Source organism: Streptomyces similanensis, from assembly GCF_039543625.1.
GTDB classification, from domain to species: Bacteria; Actinomycetota; Actinomycetes; order Streptomycetales; family Streptomycetaceae; genus Streptomyces; species Streptomyces similanensis.
The window spans coordinates 1-18,117 of record NZ_BAABKC010000132.1 but is presented as its reverse complement, the minus strand read 5'-3'; the positions used below and the strand labels follow the sequence as shown (position 1 = coordinate 18,117).

At 73.4% G+C, this 18,117-nt stretch carries 15 protein-coding genes; 7 read left to right on the top strand and 8 right to left on the bottom strand.

Features of this window, described 5'->3' with window-relative positions:
• The first annotated feature begins 117 nt into the window (after positions 1-117).
• From ABEB07_RS35760 to ABEB07_RS35745, 4 genes are all read left to right on the top strand, one after another.
• Positions 118-1,185, top strand: coding sequence for an energy-coupling factor ABC transporter permease (locus tag ABEB07_RS35760; protein ID WP_176149337.1), 1,068 nt, complete (start codon positions 118-120; stop codon positions 1,183-1,185).
• Position 1,186: 1 nt separating this feature from the next.
• Complete coding sequence (gene cbiQ / locus ABEB07_RS35755) at positions 1,187-1,948, top strand: cobalt ECF transporter T component CbiQ (RefSeq protein ID WP_176149338.1); 762 nt, start codon at positions 1,187-1,189, stop codon at positions 1,946-1,948.
• Complete coding sequence (locus ABEB07_RS35750; protein WP_176149339.1) at positions 1,936-2,694, top strand: energy-coupling factor ABC transporter ATP-binding protein; 759 nt, start codon at positions 1,936-1,938, stop codon at positions 2,692-2,694. Before cbiQ ends, ABEB07_RS35750 begins: the two co-directional genes overlap by 13 nt.
• A gap of 114 nt (positions 2,695-2,808) precedes the next feature.
• Positions 2,809-4,002 (top strand): serine hydrolase domain-containing protein, encoded by a 1,194-nt coding sequence (locus tag ABEB07_RS35745; protein WP_345672285.1) that lies wholly within the window; start codon positions 2,809-2,811, stop codon positions 4,000-4,002.
• Positions 4,003-4,065: 63 nt separating this feature from the next.
• Here ABEB07_RS35745 and ABEB07_RS35740 read toward each other — a convergent pair whose 3' ends face one another.
• From ABEB07_RS35740 to ABEB07_RS35730, 3 genes are all read right to left on the bottom strand, one after another.
• On the bottom strand, positions 4,066-4,359 hold the full coding sequence (locus ABEB07_RS35740; RefSeq protein ID WP_345672229.1) for a DUF1876 domain-containing protein: 294 nt from the start codon (positions 4,357-4,359) through the stop codon (positions 4,066-4,068).
• 152 nt (positions 4,360-4,511) lie between these two features.
• Positions 4,512-6,713 (bottom strand): MMPL family transporter, encoded by a 2,202-nt coding sequence (locus ABEB07_RS35735; protein WP_345672227.1) that lies wholly within the window; start codon positions 6,711-6,713, stop codon positions 4,512-4,514.
• A gap of 135 nt (positions 6,714-6,848) precedes the next feature.
• The gene (locus ABEB07_RS35730; RefSeq protein ID WP_164583496.1) at positions 6,849-7,448 is read right to left on the bottom strand and encodes a TetR/AcrR family transcriptional regulator; all 600 of its coding nucleotides are present in this window, start codon (positions 7,446-7,448) and stop codon (positions 6,849-6,851) included.
• Between the two features lie 182 nt (positions 7,449-7,630).
• Here ABEB07_RS35730 and ABEB07_RS35725 point away from each other — a divergent pair, with 182 nt between their 5' ends.
• A complete protein-coding gene (locus ABEB07_RS35725) occupies positions 7,631-11,698 on the top strand; it encodes a S41 family peptidase (RefSeq protein ID WP_345672225.1) in 4,068 nt (1,355 codons plus the stop codon).
• A gap of 157 nt (positions 11,699-11,855) precedes the next feature.
• Here the strand turns inward: ABEB07_RS35725 and ABEB07_RS35720 are convergent, their stop codons facing one another.
• From ABEB07_RS35720 to ABEB07_RS35705, 4 genes are all read right to left on the bottom strand, one after another.
• Positions 11,856-12,074, bottom strand: coding sequence for a hypothetical protein (locus tag ABEB07_RS35720; protein WP_176149342.1), 219 nt, complete (start codon positions 12,072-12,074; stop codon positions 11,856-11,858).
• A 95-nt stretch (positions 12,075-12,169) separates the two neighbouring features.
• Positions 12,170-13,063 carry an SDR family oxidoreductase gene (locus ABEB07_RS35715; RefSeq protein ID WP_176149343.1) on the bottom strand — a complete coding sequence of 298 codons (894 nt, stop codon included), beginning with the start codon at positions 13,061-13,063 and terminating at the stop codon, positions 12,170-12,172.
• On the bottom strand, positions 13,060-14,025 hold the full coding sequence (locus tag ABEB07_RS35710) for an alpha/beta fold hydrolase (RefSeq protein WP_176149344.1): 966 nt from the start codon (positions 14,023-14,025) through the stop codon (positions 13,060-13,062). The genes ABEB07_RS35715 and ABEB07_RS35710 overlap by 4 nt, the downstream gene beginning before the upstream one ends.
• Positions 14,022-15,608 (bottom strand): flavin-containing monooxygenase, encoded by a 1,587-nt coding sequence (locus ABEB07_RS35705; RefSeq protein ID WP_345672223.1) that lies wholly within the window; start codon positions 15,606-15,608, stop codon positions 14,022-14,024. Before ABEB07_RS35705 ends, ABEB07_RS35710 begins: the two co-directional genes overlap by 4 nt.
• A 243-nt stretch (positions 15,609-15,851) precedes the next feature.
• On the opposite strand from ABEB07_RS35705, the gene ABEB07_RS35700 reads away from it, so the two are divergent.
• Positions 15,852-16,475 (top strand): MerR family transcriptional regulator, encoded by a 624-nt coding sequence (locus ABEB07_RS35700; RefSeq protein ID WP_176151985.1) that lies wholly within the window; start codon positions 15,852-15,854, stop codon positions 16,473-16,475.
• A 45-nt stretch (positions 16,476-16,520) separates the two neighbouring features.
• Here the strand turns inward: ABEB07_RS35700 and ABEB07_RS35695 are convergent, their stop codons facing one another.
• The gene (locus tag ABEB07_RS35695; protein WP_345672222.1) at positions 16,521-17,324 is read right to left on the bottom strand and encodes an exodeoxyribonuclease III; all 804 of its coding nucleotides are present in this window, start codon (positions 17,322-17,324) and stop codon (positions 16,521-16,523) included.
• 90 nt (positions 17,325-17,414) lie between these two features.
• Here ABEB07_RS35695 and ABEB07_RS35690 point away from each other — a divergent pair, with 90 nt between their 5' ends.
• Positions 17,415-17,891: a GNAT family N-acetyltransferase gene (locus tag ABEB07_RS35690; RefSeq protein WP_176149346.1), complete on the top strand. Its 477-nt coding sequence runs from the start codon at positions 17,415-17,417 to the stop codon at positions 17,889-17,891.
• Positions 17,892-18,117: the final 226 nt, after the last annotated feature.

The following is an 18,117-nucleotide window of genomic DNA, read 5'->3' as shown; positions in this document are numbered from 1 at the left end:
CCCGAACCATCCGGGACCGGCACCGTCCCGCCGGCGCCGTCCCGAACCCACACCGACCCCAACCCACGACGACCTCGCTCTTGCAACTGGTTCGCAACTGCCCGCTATCCTCGAACGGTGCATGTGCCTGACGGATTCATCAACGCCCCCACCTCCGCCGCCGCCGGTGTGGTAGCCGCCGGCGCCCTAGCCGTGAGCCTGCGCGGCGCCCGCCGGGAGCTCGACGAACGGACCGCGCCCCTGGCCGGTCTGGTCGCCGCGTTCATCTTCGCGGTGCAGATGCTCAACTTCCCCGTCGCGGCCGGCACCAGCGGCCACCTCCTCGGCGGCGCCCTCGCGGCGATACTCGTGGGCCCCTACACCGGGGTCCTGTGCGTGTCCGTGGTCCTGCTGATGCAGGGCATCCTCTTCGCCGACGGCGGCCTGACCGCGCTCGGCGTCAACATCACCGACATGGCGATCACCACGACCGTCGTCGCGTACGCCGTCTTCCGCGGCCTGGTGAAGGTGCTGCCGCGCCGCCGCGGCTCGGTGACCGTCGCCTCGTTCGCCGCCGCGCTGCTCTCGGTCCCGGCCGCCGCGGTCGTCTTCACCCTGATCTACGCGATCGGCGGCACCACCGACGTCTCCCTGGGCAAGGTCGCCACCGCCATGATCGGCGTGCACGTCCTGATCGGCGTCGGCGAGGCCGCGATCACCGCGCTCACCGTCGGCGCCGTGATCGCCGTACGCCCCGACCTGGTGCACGGCGCGCGCGGCCTGGAGCAGCGCCTGAAGCTGCGGGTCAACGGCGAACTGGTCGACGCGCCCGCCGCCGAGCCGACGCCGGCGCCCGTCCCCGCCGCCGCCCGCTCCTCGCACCGCAAGCTGTGGATCACCGGCCTGGTCACCTCCCTGATCCTGGCCGGCTTCGTCAGCTTCTACGCCTCCGCCAGCCCCGACGGCCTGGAGAAGGTCGCCCACGACAAGGGCATCGACCAGAAGGAGAAGCCGCACACCAACGCGGACTCCCCGCTGGCCGACTACGGCGTGAAGGACGTCTCCGACGCCCGGCTGTCCGGCGGCCTCGCGGGCGTGATCGGCGTCGGCGTCACCGTCGTCGTCGGCAGCACCGTCTTCTGGATCGTCCGCAGGCGCCGTACGGACGCCGGGACCTCCGGCGGCTCCGTCTCGCAGGCCGCCTGAGATGGGCGCGGGGCACGCCCACCGGCTGTACCGGCACGGGCACTCGCCCGTGCACGGGCTGCCGGCGCACACCAAGCTGGCCGCCGCCTTCGCCTTCGTGGTGGTCGTGGTGTCCACCCCGCGCGAGGCGATGTGGGCGTTCGCCCTGTACGCCGTGCTGCTGGCCGCCGTCGCCGCGGCGGCCCGGGTGCCGGCCGGCTTCCTGCTGAAGCGGCTGCTGATCGAGGTGCCGTTCGTCGCGTTCGCGGTGCTCATGCCGTTCGTCGCCGAGGGCGAGCGGGTGCACGTCCTCGGTCTCTCGCTGAGCGTGAACGGCCTGTGGGGCGCCTGGAACGTGCTCGCCAAGGGCACCCTGGGCGTCGCCGCCTCCGTCCTGCTGGCCGCCACCACCGAACTGCGCGAACTGCTGCTGGGCCTGCAACGGCTGAAGCTGCCCCCGCTGCTGGTGCAGATCGCCTCCTTCATGATCCGCTACGGCGACGTCATCACCGACGAGATGCGGCGGATGCGGATCGCCCGCGAGTCCCGCGGCTTCGAGGCGAGCGGGGTGCGCCACTGGGGGGTGCTCGCCAAGTCGGCGGGCGCGCTGTTCATCCGCTCCTACGAGCGCGGCGAGCGGGTCCACCTGGCCATGGTCAGCCGCGGCTACGCCGGTTCGATGCCCGTCATCGACGAGGTGACCGCCTCCCGGGCCCAGTGGTCCTCCGCACTGGCCCTCCCCTGTGCCGCGCTCCTCGTCTGTCTGCTGGGATGGGTCCTGTGACTGCTTCTCTGGAGGTCTCCGGCCTCGCCTTCGCCTACCCCGACGGACACCAGGCCCTGTTCGGCGTGGACTTCACCGTCGGCCGCGGTGAGCGGGTGGCGCTGCTCGGCCCGAACGGCGCCGGCAAGACCACCCTCGTCCTGCATCTCAACGGCATCCTCGGCGGCGGCGCCGGCGCCGTGACGGTGGCCGGACTGCCGGTCGGCAAGCGGCACATGGCCGAGATCCGGCAGAAGGTCGGCATCGTCTTCCAGGACCCCGACGACCAGCTGTTCATGCCGACCGTGCGCGAGGACGTGGCGTTCGGCCCGGCCGCGGCCGGTCTGAAGGGGCCCGCGCTGGACGCGCGGGTGCGCACCGCCCTGGAGCGGGTGGGCATGGCCGACTTCGCCGACCGTCCGCCGCACCACCTCTCCTTCGGCCAGCGCCGCCGGGTGGCGGTGGCGACCGTCCTCGCCATGGAGCCGGAGATCCTGGTCCTGGACGAGCCCTCGTCCAACCTCGACCCCGCCTCCCGCCGTGAACTGGCCGACATCCTGCGCTCGTTGGACGTGACCGTGCTGATGGTCACGCACGACCTGCCGTACGCGCTCGAACTGTGCCCGCGCGCGCTGATCCTGAGCGACGGCGTGATCGCGGCGGACGGAGCGACCGGCGAACTCCTCTCCGACGACGCCCTGATGCGCGCCCACCGCCTGGAGCTGCCGTTCGGCTTCGACCCGCGCTCCGTGACGGCCCGGGCCTGAACCCGCGCCCGCCGCTCCACCCCGAGGAATCGCAGGCCGCGCGCCCGTGTTCCACTCACTGTCGCAGGCGAGCGGCGGCTGCGGGTGACGAGTGACGGGAGTACGGACGTGGGCGTGGACGTGAACGGCACGGTGGCCGAGGGCTTCGAGCCGGTCCGGGAAGCGTTCGCGGACAACTTCGCCGCGCGCGGCGAGCGGGGCGCGGCGGTCGCGGTCTACCGGGGCGGGCGCCGGGTGGTCGACCTGTGGGCGGGGACACGGGACGTAGACGGCGCTGACGGCGGCGCCGACGGCTCCGGCGGCGCGGCGCGCTGGGAGCGGGGCACCGCGCAGGTCGTGCGCTCGGCCACCAAGGGCGTCGCCGCCGCCGTCCTCCTGCTGCTGCACCAGCGCGGGCAACTGGACCTGGCCGCGCCGGTGGGCGCGTACTGGCCCGAGTACAAGGCGGCCGGCAAGGAACGGACCCGGGTGTGGCACCTGCTCGCGCACCGGGCGGGCGTGCCCGCGCTGGACGTGCCGCTCACCCCGGCGCAGGCCGCCGACCCGGCGCTCGCCGCACGCGCGGTGGCCGCGCAGGCGCCGGCCTGGGAGCCGGGCACGGACCACGGCTACCACGCGCAGACCTACAGCTGGCTGACGGACGGCCTGGTGCGGCGGGTGACCGGGCGCGGCATCGGCGAGTGGATCGCGGCGGAGATCGCCGGGCCGCTCGGCGCGGACCTGTGGGTCGGCCTGCCCGAGAGCGCCCGCGCCCGGGTGGGCCGGGTGGGCCGCGTGCAGCCCCCGGCCGCGGAGAGCGGCGGCCTGCGGACCCGGCCCAAGCGCGCGGTCGCCGCGGCCTACGCCGACCCGGACTCCCCCACCAGCCGCGCCTTCGGCGCGATCACCCCGCACGCGGACGAGAACGACCCGGCCTACCGGGCCGCCGTGCTGCCCGCCTCCAACGGCATCGCCACCGCCGACGGCCTGGCCCGCTTCTACGCCTCGCTGATCGGCGAAGTCGACGGCGGGATACGGCTGTTCACGCCCGAGACACGGGAGCGGGCGCGCGCCGAGGCGTCGGCGGGAGCGGACCGCGTCCTCGTCGTCCCCACCCGCTTCGGCCTCGGCTACATGCTGCACGGCGGCGCGTCACCGCTGCTCGCGCCGGGCTCCTTCGGCCACCCGGGGCGCGGCGGCGCGCTCGGCTTCGCCGACCCGGAGGCGGACCTCGCCTTCGGCTACGTCACCAACGGCTTCCGCACCGGTGTCACGGCGGACCCGAGGGCGCAGGCGCTGGTCCGCGCGGTGCGCGCCGCGACGGCGTGACGGTCGCGGGACGGGCGTGACTCACACGCGGCTCACACGCGGACGCGCGGCTCACATGTGAACTCACATGTGAATGGGCTGCGAGGTGCGCCCCGACGCCTGGTCGATCTCGCCGTGCGCCTTGGTGAGCAGTTGCTCGGCGAGTTCGTTCAGGGCGCGGGCGCCGGCGATCTCCTCGCCGATGCGCGGCTGGTTGGAGTCGATGCGGTGCCGGCTGGCGCTGCCGTGCGCGCGCACCGCGCTGCCGTCGGGCAACCGGACCATCGCCGCGGCTCTGGTGTGCTGATCGTCCTCCTTGAACTCCAGCTCCACGTGCCAGCCCACGGCCGTGTTCGTCGTGTCCATCGCCATGACCATCACCTCCGGAACACCTGCTTCCAGGGTGCGCCCTTCCGCACCGGTGCGCAGCGTCAGCCGCCCGGCACGGCCGAACGGCCGACGCGGACCCGGTCGGGGTCCGCGCCGGCCGTTCGGCTGCCGGAGGCGGGAGTGCGCGTGGGGACGAGGGGTCAGGCGTGGACCAGTTCGCGGTCCTCGTCGGCGTCCTTGGCGCGCAGGCCCTCGCCCTCCACGTCCACGTTGGGCAGGGCGCGGTCCAGCCAGGCCGGCAGCCACCAGGCGCGGCGGCCGAGCAGGGCCAGGACCGCCGGGACGATGGCCATGCGGACGATGAACGCGTCGAAGAAGACCGCGATGGCCAGGCCGAAGCCGATCATCTTGATCATCGACTCGCTGGAGCCGATGAACCCGGAGAAGACGGCGATCATGATGACCGCGGCGGCCGTCACCACGCGGGCGCCGTGCCGGAAGCCGGTCACGATCGCCTGCGTGGGCTTCTCGCCGTGGACGTACGCCTCGCGCATCCGGGTCACCAGGAACACCTCGTAGTCCATCGCGAGGCCGAAGACGACGCCCACCATGAAGATCGGCATCATCGACATCACCGGGCCGGTCTGCTCCACGCCCATCAGGCCGGACAGCCAGCCCCACTGGAAGACCGCGACGACGGCGCCGAGCGCGGCCAGCACCGAGAGCAGGAAGCCGAGCGCCGCCTTCAGCGGGACCAGGATCGAGCGGAACACGATGATCAGCAGCAGGAAGGCGAGGCCGACCACCAGCGCCAGGTACGGGACCAGGGCGTCGTTCAGCTTCTGCGAGACGTCGATGTTCATGGCCGTGGAGCCGGTGACGAGGATCTCGGCGTCGGTCTTGGCCTTGATGTCCGGGCCCGCGCCGCGGATGGCGTGGACGAGGTCCTCGGTGGTGGTGGAGGACGGCTTGGAGTTCGGGACGACGGTGATCGTCGCGGTGTCGCCGGCCTTGTTGGGCTGCGCCGGGGTGACGGTGACGACGTCCTTGAGGCCCTTGATCTCGTCGGTCACCTCGGTGAAGGCGGCCTTCGGGCGGGCGCTGTCCTTGGCGTCGACGACGACCATCAGCGGGCCGTTGAAGCCGGGGCCGAAGCCCTCGGAGAGCAGGTCGTAGGCGCGGCGCTGGGTGGTGGAGACGGGCTGCGAGCCGTCGTCGGGCAGGCCCAGTTCCAGCGAGGCGGCCGGGACGGCGGCGGCGCCCAGGCCGACCACGCCGAGCAGCAGCACGGCGACGGGCCGGCGCACGACGAAGCTCGCCCAGCGGGTGCCCATGTTGGGCCGGGCCGGCTTCTTGGCGGGGCGGCCGCCGCCGAGCAGTTTGCTCTTCTCGCCGGCCGGCTTGACCCTGCGGCCGGCGTAGCCGAGCAGCGCCGGGATCATGGTGAGGGCGATGAGGACGGCGATGACGACCGTGCCGGCGGCCGCGATGCCCATCTTCGTCAGCATCGGGATGTTGACGACGGACAGGCCGACCAGGGCGATGACGACGGTGAGGCCGGCGAAGACCACGGCGGAGCCCGCGGTGCCCACGGCGCGGCCGGCGGCCTCCTCGCGGGAGCGGCCCTCGGCCAGTTCGGCGCGGTAGCGGGAGACGATGAACAGCGCGTAGTCGATGCCGACCGCGAGGCCGATCATCGAGGCCAGCGTGGAGGTGGTGGTGCCGAGGTCGAGGGCGCTGGCCAGGGCGGTGACCGTGGAGACGCCGATGCCGACGCCGATGATCGCGGTCAGCAGCGGCAGTCCGGCGGCCAGCAGGGAGCCGAAGGTGATGATGAGGACGACGGCCGCCATGGCGATGCCGATGACCTCGGTGGCGCCGGTCTCGGGCGCGGCGCTGAGCGCGTCGCCGCCGATCTCCACGGTGAGCCCGGCCTTGTGCGCGTCCTCGGCCGCATCCTTCAGGGCGGTGCGGGAGGGGTCCTCCAGCTCCATGCTGGAGACCTTGTAGGACACCGAGGCGTACGCGATCCGGCCGTCCTTGCTGACGGCGTGACCGGCGTAGGGGTCGGCGACGGAGGCGACCTGGGCGTCACGGCCCAGTTCCTTGACCGTCTTGCGCACGGTCGCCTTGTTGGCGGCGTCGGTCATCTTCTCGCCGGCGGGCGCCTTGAACACCACGCGCGCGGTCGCGCCGTCGGCGCTGGCGCCCGGGAAGCGCTGTTCCAGCAGGTCGAAGGCCTTCTGCGCCTCGGTGCCGGGGATGGAGAAGGAGGTGTTGCCCGCGGCGGGCGCGGAGGCCGCGCCGACGCCCGCGAGCGTCAGCAACGCCACCCAGATCAGGGCGACGATGTGCCGTCGCCGGAAGGCGAGGCGGCCGATTTTGTACAGGAACGTGGCCACTGGGGCGTACTCCCGGTCAGGTCGTTGAGTGGAACTGGGCAGGGGTCATCAGCCCGACGACGTGAGCGGTGACGTCAGAAAGTGGGCTTGCTGGGGAGAGTCAGGGGGTGGGGCGTGGGGGGGGTGGGGGGTGGATCAGGAGGTCGGCGCGCCGAGGGCGGGGAGCACCACGGCGTCGATGTACGAGCGGAGGAAGTCCTGGGTGGGCGGCTGGTCCTCCATCAGCGCGCGGACGACGAACCCGCCGGCCATCATGTGCACCACGAAGTCCAGGGCCGGACAGTCCGCCCGGACCTCGCCCCGGTCGACGGCGCGCCGCACCAGGCGGTGGAAGGCGGCCGTCTCGGGCTCGATGAGCTGTTCCCGGAAGGCCTGCCGGAGGTCGGGGTTGCTGTGCATCGCCATGGCCAGGCCCCGCATCAGCGCGGAGTTCTGCTCCATGGTGCAGTCGTCCTCGTGGACGACCAGGGCGTGCAGGTCGCCGCGGAGCGATCCGGTGTCGGTGCCGTCGAACGTGCCCGGCTTGCCGTGCCGGACGGCTCTGACCACCAGTTCGGCCTTGCCGCCCCACTGGCGGTAGAGCGTGGCCTTGCTGGAGCGGGTGCGGGCGGCGACGGCGTCCATGGTGAGGGCGTCGTAGCCGACCTCGCGCAGCAGGTCGAGCACGGCCGCGTACAGCTCGGCCTCGCGCTCGGGCGTGAGCCGGCTCCGACGTGTGGTCGCCACCTCGGTCATCCCGCCCACCCTTCCCCACTCCGCTTCGGCCGCGCCGAACGAGCTGTCTCGTACGTCACGAATGTAGCGCACACAGGAATCGAAACGAAACCGTTTCGTACGTGTGTTGGGTCACGTCTGTTCGGTCGGTATAAGTTGCCGCATAAGTTGCTGCGCTCCTGCGCCGGGCGAAGCATGGATTGGTGAGTTATCTGCGCCTGCCGCACCTCAGCGGCGACCTGTTGTGCTTCGTGGCCGAGGACGATCTGTGGCTGGCCCCGCTGGACGGAGGGGACCGGGCCTGGCGGCTCACCGTGGACCGCACCAAGACCGGCCACCCCCGCTTCTCCCCCGACGGCCGCCACATCGCGTACACCACTTGGCGCAGCCTCGCGCCGGAGATCCACCTCGTGCCGGTGGACGGCGGACCGGCCCGGCAGCTGACGTACTGGGGCAGCTCCGACACCCGTGTGTGCGGCTGGGCGCCGCCCGACGAGATCGGCGGCACCGAGATCCTCGCCGTCACCTCGCAGGGCGAGCCGTTCTCGTACTTCACCTGGGCCTACAAGGTGGCCACCGACGGCTCCCCCGGCCGCAAACTGCCCTGGGGCCCGGTCTCCGACCTCCAGGTCGCCGACCTGGACGGCGAGCGCAAGACCCTGCTGCTGACCGGCACCCCGCCGCACGAGCCCGCCTCCTGGAAGCGCTACCGGGGCGGAGCGACGGGCCGGCTCTGGCTGCACGGGCAACGGCTGCTGCCCGGCCTGGGCGGCCATCTGGCCTGCCCGATGGCCGTCGGCGGCCGGATCGCCTTCCTCTCCGACCACGAGGGCGTGGGCAACCTCTACTCGTGCGCCCCCGACGGCTCCGACCTGCGCCGGCACACCGACCACGACGCCTTCTACGCCCGGCACGCCGCGAGCGACGGCGCCCGGGTCGTGTACCAGTGCGCGGGCGACCTGTGGCTCGTGGACGACCTGTCCGCGAGCGCGCGGCCGCGGCGGCTGGAGGTACGGCTGAGCGGGCCGCGGGCGGGGCGCCGCCGCCATCCGGTGCCGGCCGCGCAGAACGTGGACGCCGTCTCCGCCGACGAGACGGGCCGGGCCAGCGCGGTCGTCGTGCGCGGCTCGCTGTACTGGCTGACCCACCGCGACGGTCCGGCGCGCACCATCAGCGACACCCCGGGCGTACGGGTGCGGCTGCCGGAGATGCTCGGGGAGAGCGGGCGGATCGCCTACGTCACCGACGCCGGCGGCGAGGACGCCGTCGAGATCGCCGGCCTGCCCCGCGCCACCGGCTCCCGCCCGCCCCGCAGGCTCGCCACCGGCGAACTCGGCCGCGTCCTGGAGATGGTCTCCGACCCCGAGGGCGAACGCCTCGCCATCGCCGCCCACGACGGCCGCCTGCTGCTGGTCGACGTCTCGGAGCAGGCGGAGAGCGACCTCCTGCGGACGGCCACCGAGGAGCCCGCCCCCGACGGCGGAACGGAGCCTCCCGAGGACCCCGACGACGGGGCCGGAACTCCAGCCACTACGCCCTCCGACGGCGAACCCGGGACCCCGGAGGCGCCTGACGGCGAAGCCGGGACCCTCGCAACCGACGGCGGAACCGAGACCCCCGCGGCCGACGGCGAAGCCGAAAGCCCCGGCGGGGCCGGAGCAGCGGAGCCCGCGGACGAGACCGGCGGCGAAGCCGGGACCCTCGCAGCCGACGGCGAAGCCGGGACCCTCACGGCCGGCGGCGAAGCCGAAAGCCCCGGCGGGGCCGGAGCAGCGGAGCCCGCGGACGAGACCGGCGGCGAAGCCGGGACCCTCGCAGCCGACGGCGGAACCGGGACCCCCGCGGCCGGCGGCGAAGCCGAAAGCCCCGGCGGGGCCGGAGCGGCGGAGCCTGCGGGCGAGGCCGGCGGGCCTGAAGCCTCCGCGCCCCCCGGCGAAGCCCCAGCCCTTGGCGAAGCCGACACCTCCACAGTCCCCGGCGAAGCCGACGTCCCCGCGACTCCTGGCGAAGCCGACGCCCTCACACCCCTCGGCGAAGCCAGGTCCCCCGGCGAAGCCGACACCCTCACGCCCCTCGGCGGAGCCGAACCCCCCACACCTCCCGGCGGAGCCCCAGCCCCCGGCGGAGCCGAACCCCCTGCACCCCCGGGCGAAGCCCAAACCTCCGGCGGAGCCGAACCCCCCGCGCCCCCGGGCGGAGCCCAAACCCCCGGCGGAGCCGACCCCCCCGCCGCACCCCCCGGAGGGCTCGTCACCGAGTTGACGCGGTCGGAGAACGGTCCCGTGCGGGATCTCGCGTTCTCGCCCGACGGGGCCTGGGTCACCTGGTCGCACCCCGGCATCGGCCGCTCCCTGCGGCAGATCAGGATGGCCCGCATCAAGGACCGCACGGTCATCGACGTCACCGACGGCCGCTTCGAGGACGAGAACCCCGTCTTCACCCGCGACGGCCGCTACCTCGCCTTCCTCTCCTGGCGCGGCTTCGACCCGGTGTACGACGTGCACACCGGCGACCTGTCCTTCCCGCTCGGCTGCAAGCCCTACCTGGTCCCGCTCTCCTCCGCGACCCCCTCCCCCTTCGCCCTGACCCCCGAGGGCCGCCCCGCGGCCGGCGGTCTCGACCCGGTCGAGGACGAGGAGACCGGCGAGCCGGGCGCGGTGACCGTGGAGGTGGAGGGCCTGGAGAGCCGGGTGACGCCGTTCCCGGTCACCGCCTCCAAGTACTCCGCGCTGCACCCCGTCGCCGGCGGCGGCCTGGTCTGGCTGCGCTGGCCCATCTCCGGCGCGCTGGGCGAGACGTTCGCCAACCCCAACGACATGACCGGCCGCCCGACGCTGGAGTACTTCCAGATCAGCAAGGCGAAGAAGGCCGAACTCGTCGGCCATCTCGACTGGTTCACGGTCAGCGGCGACGGCACCCGGCTGGTGGTCGTGGACGAGGGCGACCTGCGCGCCGTCCCCGCCACCGAGCTGGGCGACAGCGACACCACGACCTGGATCGACACCCGCCGCATCCTGCACACCGTCGACCCGCCCGCCGAGTGGCGGCAGGCGTACGAGGAGGCGGGCCGGATCGTCCGGGACTACTTCTGGGACCCGGGGATGTGCGGCATCGACTGGAGCGGGGTGCTCGACCAGTACCGCCCGCTGGTCGACCGCGTCGCCTCCCCCGACGAGTTCGCCGACCTGCTGCGCGAGGTCCTCGGCGAGCTGGGCACCTCGCACGCCTACGTCGCCGCCGCCCGCCGCAACGAGGGCCCCCCGCACTACCAGCGCTGGCAGGGCCTGCTCGGCGCCGACCTGGTCCGCCGCGACGCCGGCTGGGCGGTCCGGCGGATCCTGCCCGGCGACTCCTCCGACTCCCGCGCCCGCTCCCCGCTGGCCGGCGCCGGCATCCGCGACGGCGCGGTGCTGACCCACGTGGACGGCCGCCCGGTGGACCCGGTGACGGGCCCGCTCCCGCTGCTGGCCGGAGCGGGCGGCACGACCGTGGAGCTGACGTTCGCGACGGCCGGGGGCGAGGGACCCGCGCGCCGGGTCGCGATCGTCCCGCTGATCGACGACCGGCCGCTGCGCTACCAGGACTGGGTGTCCAAGCGCCGTGCGGTGACCCGGGAGTTGAGCGACGGCCGGTGCGGCTACCTGCACATCCCGGACCTGGGCGGCTCGGGCTGGGCGCAGTTCAACCGGGACGTGCGCATGGAGATGTCCCGGCCCGCGCTGATCGTGGACGTGCGCGGCAACGCGGGCGGCCACATCAGCGAGTTGGTCATCGAGAAGCTGACCCGCACGATCCTCGGCTGGGACCTGACCCGCGACGCGCAGCCGGTGTCGTACGCCTCGAACGCGCCGCGCGGCCCGATCGTCGCCCTCGCCGACGAGGCGACCTCGTCGGACGGCGACATGATCACGGCCGCGATCAAGCTGCTGAAGCTCGGTCCGGTGGTCGGCCAGCGCACCTGGGGCGGCGTGGTCGGCATGACCGGCCGGCACCGCCTCGGCGACGGCACGGTGATCACGGTGCCGATGAACGCGGCGTGGTTCGACGCGTACGGCTGGTCCGTCGAGAACCACGGCGTGGCCCCCGACGTGGAGAGTCTGCGCACCCCGCTGGACTGGGCCGAGGGTCACCACCGCGAGATGGACGAGGCGATCGAGCTGGCCCTGAGCCTCCTGGCCGCCAACCCTCCGGCCATCCCGCCCACTTACGCCGACACCCCCGACCTCGCCCGCCCGCCCCTGCCCCCGCGCCCCGGCTCCCGGCCGGAGTGACCCGCCCGCACTGCCCGCGCCGCCGGTACCGCCCAGCGCGGCGCACGAGAACGCGGTACGGCGACGAGAACGCGGGGCGGCGCACGAGAACGCGGGGCGCCCAGAACCCTGGGTGCCCCGCGCCGTCCCGGCCAGGCCGGGAAGTCAGGCCGACCGCTCAGCGGTCGAAGTCCTCACCGATGCGCTCGTCCAGCTCGTCGTGCGTGTCGTCGATGCCCTGACGCCCGCGCTCGCCCTGCTGCGACGCCCGCTGACCGGCCTTCGAGCGCGCCTCGCCGGCCTTCTCGCGCCCCTGCTGCGTGCCCTGCTGCTGGGCCTGACGGCCCTTGTCGCGCAGCTGCTCGGCCTGGCCCTGGATCTTGTCCTTCATACCCATGCTGTTTCACTCCTGTGTGGGTGAGCCGGTCCCCAAGTCGGTGAGGGGACCGGGCTCGACCAGATTCACACGGGCGGTGACCCTGCGCATGTCGATCAACGACGGTGCGTGACCGCCGTGCTCCGCTCCTGCTCGTCGGCCGCGCCCCCCGCCCCGACCAGCCCGATCCGCATCCCGCTCAGCCGGTCCGCGAACCGCCGCATCTCCCGCTGCCCCACGGTCCCGATGACGGCCGGCAGATACCCGCGCACGCTCTGCATCCCGCGCAGCCACCACTGCCCGTACACATGGCTGGAGCGCCGCTCGATGCCGTCCACGATCCGGTCCACGGCCGGGCCCAGCGGATAGGTCTTGTTGGACGGCCACGGCAGCCGCTGCCGCAACTCCCGCATCACGTCGTCCTGGTCGGCCCCGCGCACCATGTCCGTGTCGGTCCATGACAGGTAGCCGACGCCCACCCGCACGCCCTGGTAACCGACTTCGGCGCGCAGGCTGTGCGCGTACGCCTCCACACCCGACTTGGAGGCGCAGTACGCCGACATCATCGGCGCCGGGGTGATCGCGGCGAGCGAGGCGATCTGGAGCAGATAGCCGCGGCTCTCGGCGAGCGCGGGCAGGAACGCCCGGCCGGTGACCGCCGAACCGATCAGGTTGACCTCGATCACCCGCCGCCAGGCCTCCGGGTCGGAGTCGACGAACGGACCGCCGCTGGCCACACCGGCGTTGGCGACCACGATGTCCACCCGCCCGAACCGCTCCTTGACCTCCGCGGCGACCCGGGCCATCGTCTCGTGGTCGGTGACGTCGGCGTGCCAGTGGGCGCTCTCGGTGTGCAGCCGCTCGGAGAGCTGCTTGAGGGCGTCCGGCTCCAGCCCGACCAGCGCCACCTTCACCCCTCGCGCCGACAGCTTGCGCGCGAGCAGTTCGCCGACGCCCCGTGCGGCGCCCGTGACGACCGCGACCTGCCCCTCCAGGCTGACCCTGCTCATGCGCCCTCTCCGATCCGTACGTCGTCGTTGTCGGTTTCGTTGTCGCGGTCCGTGCGGCGGGGGCTCGCGTACGCGGCGACCAGCTCCCGGATCTTCGCGGTGATCGCCCCGGGCGCCTCCATGGGCGTCATGTGGCCGAGGCCCGGCAGCTCGGTCAGGCCGACGCACCGCGGCAGCGAGGCGGCCAGCGCGCGGGCGTGCACGGGCGGGGTGAGCCGGTCGGCGGTGCCCACGACCACCGCGGCCGGCACCCGCAACCGCCGTACGCCGTGGTCGAGATCGAGCAGGTCGAGCACCTGCGACCAGGCGTGGCGCACTCGGCGCGGGCAGGCGTGCACGATCCGCGCGCACGCCTGGACCGCGTGCGGGGCCGCGCCGGGGCCCATGGTGCCGTACTTGAGGATGCGCAGGGCGAGCGGTGTGACCGGCCCGAGCGGCGCCCGGGAGCCGAGGACGCGCCGGGTCAGACCGGTGCGCAGCCGGCCGGCCCGGATCGGTACGACGGTCGACTCGGCGACCAGCCGGGAGGCGCCGGTGCTGCACAGCAGGACGGCGGCGGCGTGCTCCTGGAAGCCGGGCCGCTCGGCCGCGGCCATGATCGTCATGCCGCCCATGGAGTGGCCCGCGAGTACCGCCTGCTCGCCGGGGGCGAGGGTGGCGGCGAGCACGGCCTCCAGGTCGTCGGCGAGCGCGTCGGTGCTGCACGTCCGGCCGGCCGGGCTGCGGCCGTGGCCGCGCTGGTCGTAGGCGATGACGCGGTGGTCGGCGGCCAGGTCCCGGATCTGCGCGGCCCAGAAGGCGGTGGAGCAGGTCCAGCCGTGGGCGAGGACGACGGCGGGGGCGCACTCCGGGCCGTGCACCTCGACGTGCAGCCGGGCGCCGTCGGCGGAGACGACGGTGAGTTCGCGGGCGGCGGCGGGCGGGGCGTAGAGGTCGGCGGCGGGGGCGGCCGGGCGGCTCACGCGCCCACCTCCACCTGCGGACCGGCGCTGCCCGCGCCGTCGCCGTCGCCGCCGGCTTCAGCGGAAGTCGCCTTCTTCACCGCGTCCTTGGCGACGGCGGCGCGCACGACCTCGTACTCCGCGAGGTCCACCCGGCGGGTGGCGCGCCGGAACTCGGTCGTCGTGCCGGGCCAGATGGTGGTGTTGCGGCCGCTGGCGTCCAGGTACCAGCTGGTGCAGCCGCCGGTGTTCCACACCGTGCGCTCCATGCGCTCCTGGACCTTGCGGTTCCAGGCGTTCACGGCGCTCGGCCGGGCGTCGAGGGCGACCCGGCCGCCGAGGACGTCCAACTGCCGCAGGTAGTCGGCCATGTAGTTCAGCTGGGACTCGATCATGAGGATCATCGAGGAGTTGCCGAGGCCGGTGTTGGGGCCGATGATCGTCATCCAGTTCGGGAATCCGGCGGCGGCCGCGCCGCGCAGCGCGGCCATGCCGGTCTTCCAGGTCTCCGCGAGCGTACGGCCGTCCGCGCCGACGACCCGCTCGGAGATCGGCATGTCGGTGACGCGGAAGCCGGTGCCGAAGATGATCGCGTCGACCTCGGTCTCGGTGCCGTCGGCGGCGACGACGGTCGAGCCGCGGACCTCGCTCAGCCCGCTGGCCACCACGTCGACGTTGTCCCGCGCGAGCGCCGGATAGTAGGTGCTGGAGAGCAGGATGCGCTTGCAGCCGATGCGGTAGTCGGGGGTGAGCTTGGCGCGCAGCTCCGGGTCCTTGACGGCGCGGGCCATGTTGCGCTTGGCCAGCTGCTCGACGAAGCCCAGCTCGTTGGGGTGCTTGGTGAACGCCTGGACCTGCAACTCCCGGATGCCCCACAGCAGTCCGCGGCGCAGCTGGGTGGTCAGCGGCAGCGCGCGGTGCAGCGCGCGCTCCACGCCGCTGATGGGCCGGTCGATCCGGGGCATCACCCAGGCCGGGGTGCGCTGGAAGAGGGTGAGGCGGCCGACCTCGGGCTGGATGGCGGGCACGATCTGGATGGCGGAGGCGCCGGTGCCGATCATGGCGACGCGCTTGCCGGCGAGGTCGTAGTCGTGGTCCCAGCGGGCGGAGTGGAAGACCTTGCCGGGGAAGGTGTCCAGGCCCGGGATGTCGGGGACCTTCGGGTCGGACAGCGGTCCGGTCGCGGAGACGACGACGTCGGCGGAGTAATCGCCGCCGGTGGTCTCGATGTCCCAGCGCAGCAGCTCCGTGTCCCAGGTCATCTTCTTCACCTCGGAGTTGAGGCGCAGATGCGGGCGGAGCCGGAAGGTGTCGGCGACGTGCTCCAGGTAGGCGCGGATGTGCTGCTGGCCGGAGAAGGTGCGCGGCCAGTCGGGGTGGGGCGCGAAGGAGAACGAGTACAGGTGCGAGGGCACGTCGCAGGCGCACCCCGGGTAGCTGTTGTCGCGCCAGGTGCCGCCGACGCTGTCGGCCCGCTCCAGGACGACGAAGTCGGTGATGCCCTCGCGGCGCAGCCGTACGGCGGCGCCCAGGCCGCCGAAGCCGGACCCGATCACCGCCACCCGCACATGCCTCTTCCTGTGCCCGTGCTCCTGCTCGGCCATTGAGCGCCCCTCCATGACTCGCCTACTCGCCTACAGCTCCACGCGTCCGGCGCGGTCCGCACCGGCATTCCAGCGACTCTGCCAGTGAACACTGGCGCAATGGTGAGAGCGTAGAGGAGGTCCGTACCGATCGGTAGGGGTGCGCCAAGGAAAGTTACCGGCGGTACAACATAGGCTGCCGGTGTGGCAGAAGAGGCTGGACGAGACGGCGCGACGGGTACCGGCGGCCCACGCGAGTACCGCATGGAAGAACTGGCCCGACTGGCCGGCATCACCGTGCGCACCCTGCGCTTCTACCGCGAGCGCAAGCTCATCCCGCCGCCGCGCCGCGAGGGCCGCATCGCCTGGTACGACGACCACCACCTGGCCCGGCTGCGCACCATCTCGGCCCTGCTGGAGCGCGGCCACACCCTCAACGGCATCGCCGAACTGGCCGAGGCGTTCGACCACGGCCGCGACGTGGGCGACCTGCTGGGCGTGAGCGGCGCCCCCACCGAGGAGACCCCGGTCCGCCTCACCCCCGAGGAACTGGCCGACCACTTCGCCGGCGAGGTCACCGCGGAGAACCTGGCCGCCGCGATGGACCTCGGCTACCTGGGCACCGACGGCGACGAACTCGTCCACATCAGCCGCCGCCTGCTGGACGTCTCGGCCGCCCTGGTCCGCGAGGGCATCCCGCTGGCCGAGGTCCTGGCCGCCGGCCACCGCGTCCGCGAACACGCCGAGTCCCTGGCCGACCTCTTCACCGCCCTGATCACCCGCCACGCCACGAAGAACGACCTGGAACGCCTGCGCCCCCTGGCCAAGAGCGTCGTCGACGCCGAACTCTCCATGGCCCTGGACCGCCGGCTGCGCGAGCGGCCGTAGCGGCGGGCCGGCTTCGGACGGGGGCGAGGGCGGGCGAGCCCGGTCTCAGAGGTCGTAGACGACCGTCACCGGGGCGTGGTCCGACCACCGCTCGGCATGCGTGGCCGCCCGCTCCACGAACCCCTTGACGGCCTTGCCGGCCAGCCCCGGCGTGCTCACGTGGTGGTCGATGCGCCATCCCGCGTCGTTGTCGAAGGCCCGCCCCCGGTAGGACCACCAGGTGTACGGGCCCTCGGTGCCCGGGTGGAGGGCGCGGACGACGTCGACGTAGCCGCCGGCCTCGGGGGTGAGGACCTGGGTCAGCCACTCGCGCTCCTCCGGCAGGAAGCCGGAGTTCTTCAGGTTGCCGCGCCAGTTCTTCAGGTCGGCCTGCTGGTGGGCGATGTTCCAGTCGCCGCAGACCAGGACCTCGCGGCCGTCGGCGGCGGCGCGCTCGCGCAGTTCCTTCAGGTAGGCGAGGAACTCGCCCATGAAGCGGGTCTTCTCGTCCTGGCGTTCGGTGCCGACCTCGCCGGAGGGGAGGTAGAGGGAGGCGACCGTCACACCGGGCAGGTCGGCCTCGACGTACCGCCCGCTGCCGTCGAACTCCGTCGAGCCGAAGCCGACCCGGACGCGGTCGGGCTCGCGGCGGGTGTAGAGGGAGACGCCCGCACGGCCCTTGGCGGCGGCGGGCGCGTGCAGCACGTGCCAGCCCTCGGGCGCGCGCACCTGCTCGGGCAGCTGCTGCGGCTCGGCGCGCACCTCCTGGAGGCACAGCACGTCGGCGTCGGTCCGCGCGAGCCATTCCACGAAGCCCTTCTTCGCGGCGGCGCGCAGTCCGTTCACATTGGCGGAGGTCACAGTCAGCACCCGGGCACCCTACCGGCACACTGGAACGGGTCCCGCGAGGGACCGGCCTCGGGCCCCCGTCCCCCACTGCATTGATATACGGTATTCAACATGCTTATTCGCCCCGTTCCGTTCGACCACCCGGACGCCGTCAAGCTCAACGACGAGGTCCAGGCCGAGTACCACGTCCGCTACGGCGACGGCGGCGACGCCACCCACCTCGACCCGGACCACTTCCGGCCGCCGAACGGCGCGTACCTGATCGCCTACGACGAGGACGGCGCCCCGGTCGCCACCGGCGGCTGGCGCAGCCAGGACAAGAACGACGAGGGCAACGAGGACGGCGACGCCGAGCTGAAGCGCATGTTCGTCGTCGCCGCCGCGCGCGGCCGGGGTCTGGCCCGCCGCATCCTGGCCGCCCTGGAGCAGGACGCCCGCGAGGCCGGCCGCACCCGCATGGTCCTGGAGACCGGCACCAAGCAGCCCGAGGCCATCGCCCTGTACACCTCCAGCGGCTACGCGCCCTGCACCAAGTTCGGCTACTACCGCTTCCACGCGGAGAGCCTCTGCTACGCGAAGGCGCTGTAGCGGGATCGCGGTGGGGGCGGCGGCACCAGGCGTCGCCCCCGTGGCGCGCGTCCTCCCGGTCTCCGCCCATCGATCCCGGAAACGACGAAGGTCCCGGCCGATCAGATGATCGGCCGGGACCTTCGATTGCTGCTCTCTGTCGAGAACAGCCGTGCGTGGGGTGTTCACGAGCCGGTCCTATCAGGCACGATGCGGCGGCTCAGAGATCGTTTCCCAGGAGGCAAGT

Excerpts from the sequence above, each read along its gene's own strand:
- ABEB07_RS35690 (WP_176149346.1), top strand. The coding sequence starts at position 17,415 with ATGCTTATTCGCCCCGTTCCGTTCGACCACCCGGACGCCGTCAAGCTC.
- ABEB07_RS35730 (WP_164583496.1), bottom strand. The coding sequence starts at position 7,448 with ATGACCGAGGTGGCGACCACACGTCGGAGCCGGCTCACGCCCGAGCGC.
- ABEB07_RS35750 (WP_176149339.1), top strand. The coding sequence starts at position 1,936 with ATGGGTCCTGTGACTGCTTCTCTGGAGGTCTCCGGCCTCGCCTTCGCC.
- ABEB07_RS35715 (WP_176149343.1), bottom strand. The coding sequence starts at position 13,063 with ATGAGCAGGGTCAGCCTGGAGGGGCAGGTCGCGGTCGTCACGGGCGCC.
- ABEB07_RS35700 (WP_176151985.1), top strand. The coding sequence starts at position 15,852 with ATGGAAGAACTGGCCCGACTGGCCGGCATCACCGTGCGCACCCTGCGC.
- cbiQ (WP_176149338.1), top strand. The coding sequence starts at position 1,187 with ATGGGCGCGGGGCACGCCCACCGGCTGTACCGGCACGGGCACTCGCCC.
- ABEB07_RS35720 (WP_176149342.1), bottom strand. The coding sequence starts at position 12,074 with ATGGGTATGAAGGACAAGATCCAGGGCCAGGCCGAGCAGCTGCGCGAC.
- ABEB07_RS35705 (WP_345672223.1), bottom strand. The coding sequence starts at position 15,608 with ATGGCCGAGCAGGAGCACGGGCACAGGAAGAGGCATGTGCGGGTGGCG.
- ABEB07_RS35740 (WP_345672229.1), bottom strand. The coding sequence starts at position 4,359 with ATGGTCATGGCGATGGACACGACGAACACGGCCGTGGGCTGGCACGTG.